Annotated in this window: 7 protein-coding genes; 6 read left to right on the forward strand and 1 reads right to left on the reverse strand. The window is 60.0% G+C overall.

Annotation, left to right across the window (positions count from 1 at the left end; all coding sequences use genetic code 11):
• Positions 1–41: 41 nt before the first annotated feature.
• The gene (locus Q0341_RS12735) at positions 42–434 is read right to left on the reverse strand and encodes a YraN family protein (protein ID WP_299513952.1); all 393 of its coding nucleotides are present in this window, start codon (positions 432–434) and stop codon (positions 42–44) included.
• A 14-nt stretch (positions 435–448) separates the two neighbouring features.
• Here Q0341_RS12735 and rsmI point away from each other — a divergent pair, with 14 nt between their 5' ends.
• From rsmI to Q0341_RS12765, 6 genes are all read left to right on the forward strand, one after another.
• Positions 449–1,351, forward strand: a complete 903-nt coding sequence (gene rsmI / locus Q0341_RS12740) for a 16S rRNA (cytidine(1402)-2'-O)-methyltransferase (protein ID WP_299513967.1) — start codon at positions 449–451, stop codon at positions 1,349–1,351.
• Between the two features lie 38 nt (positions 1,352–1,389).
• Positions 1,390–1,791 carry a glycerate kinase gene (locus Q0341_RS12745; protein WP_299513954.1) on the forward strand — a complete coding sequence of 134 codons (402 nt, stop codon included), beginning with the start codon at positions 1,390–1,392 and terminating at the stop codon, positions 1,789–1,791.
• Positions 1,792–1,840: 49 nt separating this feature from the next.
• Positions 1,841–2,791, forward strand: a complete 951-nt coding sequence (locus Q0341_RS12750) for a branched-chain amino acid transaminase (RefSeq protein ID WP_299513956.1) — start codon at positions 1,841–1,843, stop codon at positions 2,789–2,791.
• Positions 2,792–2,794: 3 nt separating this feature from the next.
• Positions 2,795–3,001: a zinc-finger domain-containing protein gene (locus Q0341_RS12755; protein ID WP_299513958.1), complete on the forward strand. Its 207-nt coding sequence runs from the start codon at positions 2,795–2,797 to the stop codon at positions 2,999–3,001.
• 9 nt (positions 3,002–3,010) lie between these two features.
• Entirely contained in the window at positions 3,011–3,862 is an 852-nt protein-coding gene (locus tag Q0341_RS12760) for a glycosyltransferase (protein WP_299513961.1), read from the forward strand.
• A gap of 2 nt (positions 3,863–3,864) precedes the next feature.
• The coding region (locus Q0341_RS12765; protein WP_299513964.1) for a glycosyltransferase family 2 protein at positions 3,865–4,159 on the forward strand (295 nt) is incomplete at its 3' end.

Below are 4,159 nucleotides of genomic sequence, written 5' to 3' on the forward strand. Positions count from 1 at the left end.
GCAATGTCGGGGCTAAAGCCACCGCCCTGCGGGATACCGGATCAATAGCTGGCGTCAAAAGCCGCCTGCAGCCACTGAGGCCCTTGGCCCTCCAGCGTCACCACATCAAAGCGGGCGGGTGGCAACTGACGCCAGCTCAGCAGGTAATGCCGGGCCGCAAACACAATGCGCCGTTGTTTGACATGGCCAACAGTGGCGGCCGCGCCCCCAAAATCACTGCGGCTGCGTTTTCGCACCTCGACGAACACCACCGTGCCGTCCGAGCTTTGCATGATCAGGTCAATTTCGCCCCCGCCTCGCCCCGGGGTCCGATAATTGCGCTGCAACAGCCGCAAGCCGCGTGCTTGCAAAAAGGCCAGCGCCTCGTCTTCGCCCGCATCGCCCCGGGCTTTGGTCGAGGGCTGACCCACTTTGTCTTTTTTGAGGAATTGCATTGACTCCGTCTCCCTTGTCTGCCTCGTTTGCCAACGCCTTGGCTGCTGCGCACGAAGCCGCTGGTGCACAAAACCACCCGTCCAGCACACTGTATGTCGTGGCCACCCCGATTGGCAACCTGGCCGACATCAGCCTGCGTGCCTTGCATGTGCTGTCCAAGGTGGACGTGGTGGCCTGCGAAGACACCCGCCACACCCAGCAGTTACTCCGCGCCTATGGGCTGGACCGCCCGGGCAACCAACTGCTGGCGGTGCACCAACACAACGAAGCCGAAGCCGCCCACAGCGTGCTCGAGCGCTTGGCGCAAGGCCAACGCGTGGCCTATGTGAGCGATGCGGGCACCCCTGCCATCAGCGACCCGGGGGCGCGGCTGGTCGCCGCCGTGCGCCAAGCAGGTTACCGCGTCATGCCCTTGCCAGGGGCCAGCAGCGTGACCACAGCCCTGAGCGCATCAGGCATGACCGGTGACAGCGGCTTTGTCTTTGCCGGGTTTTTGTCCAGCAAAGCCACCGAACGCCAATTGGCCGTGCAAAAGCTGGCCCAAGAAAGCCGCGCCGTGGTGCTGCTGGAGGCGCCGCACCGCATCGAAGCCCTGGCCCAAGCCTTGGCCGTGCTGGGCCAGCGCCGCGTCTCGCTGGGGCGCGAGCTGACCAAGCAGTTTGAGCAAATCGAGACCCTGCCCGCACAAGAGCTGAGCGCCTGGCTGGCCGAAAAGCCCGAACGCCTGCGGGGCGAGTTTGTGCTGGTGCTGCACGACGCGCCGGTGGATGACGCCACGGGCGAAGGCTTGCGCGTGTTGCAGCTGCTGCTGCCCGAATTGCCCCTCAAAACAGCGGTCAAACTGGCGGCCGAGATTTCGGGCGAGTCCAAAAACACCTTGTACGACCTGGCACTGGCCCTGAAAAAAGAAAGCTGATTCCCGCCCCACGCCCGGCCAAGGCACAATCTGCCCCCATGAATTTCACCCGCATCCTGACCCTCACCGCCATCGCCATCTTGACTTTTGGGGCTTGGCAAGCCTTTGGCTGGCCGGGCATCGCTCTGGCTGTAGGCGGCATCGTCATGTGGGTGTTGCTGCACTTCACGCGCCTGCTCACGATCCTCAAAAAAGCGGCCGATCGCCCCATTGGCCATGTGGCCAGCGCGGTGATGCTCAACGCCAAGCTGAGAAAAGGCGCCACCTTGATGCATGTGGTCGCCATGACCCGCGCCTTGGGCAAGCTAGAAAGCGACAAAGACGCCCAACCCGAGGTGTACCGCTGGACTGACACGGGCCAATCAAGCGTCACCTGCACCTTTGTGGGCGGCAAGCTCACCGAATGGGCGCTGCAGCGCCCCGAGCAGCCAAACCCTTAAAATCTCGTTTTGCACTGTTTAATGCACCCCTTCTTCTAAGGACACTTTCATGAGCGTTGTCATCCCCTCCATGTCAGACCGTGACGGCAAAATCTGGATGGACGGCCAGATGGTCGATTGGCGTGATGCCAAGATCCATGTGCTGAGCCACACCCTGCACTACGGCTGCGGCGCTTTTGAGGGCGTGCGCGCCTACAAAACAGAGCAAGGCACCGCCATCTTCCGCATGGCCGAGCACACCGAGCGCCTGTTCAACAGCGCCAAAATCTTGCGCATGGCCATTCCCTTCACACAAGACCAGGTCAACGAAGCCCAACGTGCCGTGGTGCGTGAGAACAACTTGGAGTCGGGTTACATCCGCCCCCTGACTTGGATTGGCGACAAAAAACTGGGCGTCAGCCCCAAGGGCAACACCATCCATTTGATGGTCGCGGCCTGGACTTGGGGTGCGTACTTGGGTGAAGAAGGCTTGAAGCGCGGCATCCGCGTCAAAACCTCCAGTTACACCCGCCACCACGTCAACATCACCATGACGCAGGCCAAAGCGGTGAGCAACTACACCAACTCGATCTTGGCCAACATGGAAGTGACCGACGAAGGTTACGACGAAGCCTTGTTGCTCGACACTTCAGGTTTTGTGTCTGAAGGCGCGGGCGAAAACATCTTTGTGGTGAAAAACGGCGTGATCTACACGCCCGACTTGTCAGCCGGGGCCCTGAACGGTATCACCCGCAACACGGTGTTCCACATCGCCAAAGACTTGGGCCTTGAGATCGTGCAAAAGCGCATCACCCGCGACGAGGTCTACATTGCCGACGAAGCTTTCTTCACCGGCACGGCTGCCGAAGTGACCCCGATTCGCGAACTCGACCGCATTGAGTTGGGCAAGGGCGATTACGTAGGCAGCCGCGGCCCGATCACCGAAAAAATCCAGACCGCCTTTTTTGACATCGTCAATGGCCGCAACCCCAAGTACGCCCATTGGCTGACCAAGGTTTGAACCATGAGCAACGCGACTGTTGAACTGCTGGCCACCGACCTGAACCCCCAAGGCGGTGTGTTTTGTCCCAGCCCCAAAGCCGACATGAAGATCTGGAACAGCCACCCCAAGGTGTATTTGGATGTGGCCAAAAATGGCAAAGCCAAGTGCCCTTATTGCGGCACGGTTTACAAACTGAAAGCCGGGGAGGTGGTGGGGCACCACCACTGATCAAACGGCATGATCTCCACCGAAGTCATCGTCACCACCTACAACAACCCCCAGGCCTTGCACTTTGCCTTGCTGGGCTTGGCCGGGCAAAGCACCCAGGCTTTTACGGTGTGCGTAGCAGACGACGGCTCCGGGCCTGAGACCCAAGCCGTGGTGGACCGCTGGCTTCAGCATTGGGGCGAAGCCCGATTTCGCCACATCTGGCACCCGGACTACGGCTTCGCCAAGAATGAAATCCTGAACAAAGCCATCGCTTCTTCCGAGGCAGACTACGTGATTTTCATTGACGGCGACTGTGTGGCCTCCCCTGGCTACATCCAGAGGCACTTTGACCTGCGCCACCCGGGTCAATTCGTCAGCGGCAGCCTGATCCGCATGCCCTTGCAAGTCAATGAACTGCTCAACGACGGGTTGATCACCACGCAAACCATTTTTCAGCTTGACTGGCTGAAGGCACACGGCTGTATACGCCGAATAGGGTCTTGGCTGAAAACCGCCAGTCTGCCACTGGCGGTAGCGGATTTTCTGGAGCGCATCTCGCCAGTCAAGAAAGTCTGGAATGGCTGCAACAGCGGTGGCTGGCGCAGCGACTTGCTGCAGGTCAATGGTTTTGACGAATCCATGAAATACGGTGCTGAAGATGTGGAAATGGGTGTGCGCCTGAACAACGCAGGCGTCATCGGCAGACACAACCGCTACACCGCCCCACTGCTGCACATCGAGCACTCACGCGGCTACGCAGACCCCGTGATTGCTGCGAACAACAAGCGCTACATGAAGTCGGTGCGCCGCGCGGGCAAAGCCTGGACAGCTCAAGGTATTTTGAAAACAGACGCCCCACCCACATCCCCCAAGGGCTGATCATGATGCAAGCCACGCCCAACCCACCCCGCCTGACCATCGGCATCCTGACAAAAAATGAGGCTCGGCTTATCGGCCCTTGCATCGAAAGCGCAGCGTTTGCAGACGACATCATCGTGCTCGACAGTGGCAGCACCGACAACACCTTGGAGATCGCCCGCAGCCTGGGCGCTCACACATTCACCAGCGAGGATTGGCAAGGCTTTGCGGTGCAACGCAACCGCCTGCTGACGCATGTCCGAAGCGAGTACATTTTTTTCCTCGATGCCGACGAAATCATCACCCCCGAATTACGTG

The sequence above is a fragment of the uncultured Limnohabitans sp. genome, assembly GCF_937889215.1.
Classification (GTDB): domain Bacteria; phylum Pseudomonadota; class Gammaproteobacteria; order Burkholderiales; family Burkholderiaceae_C; genus Limnohabitans_A.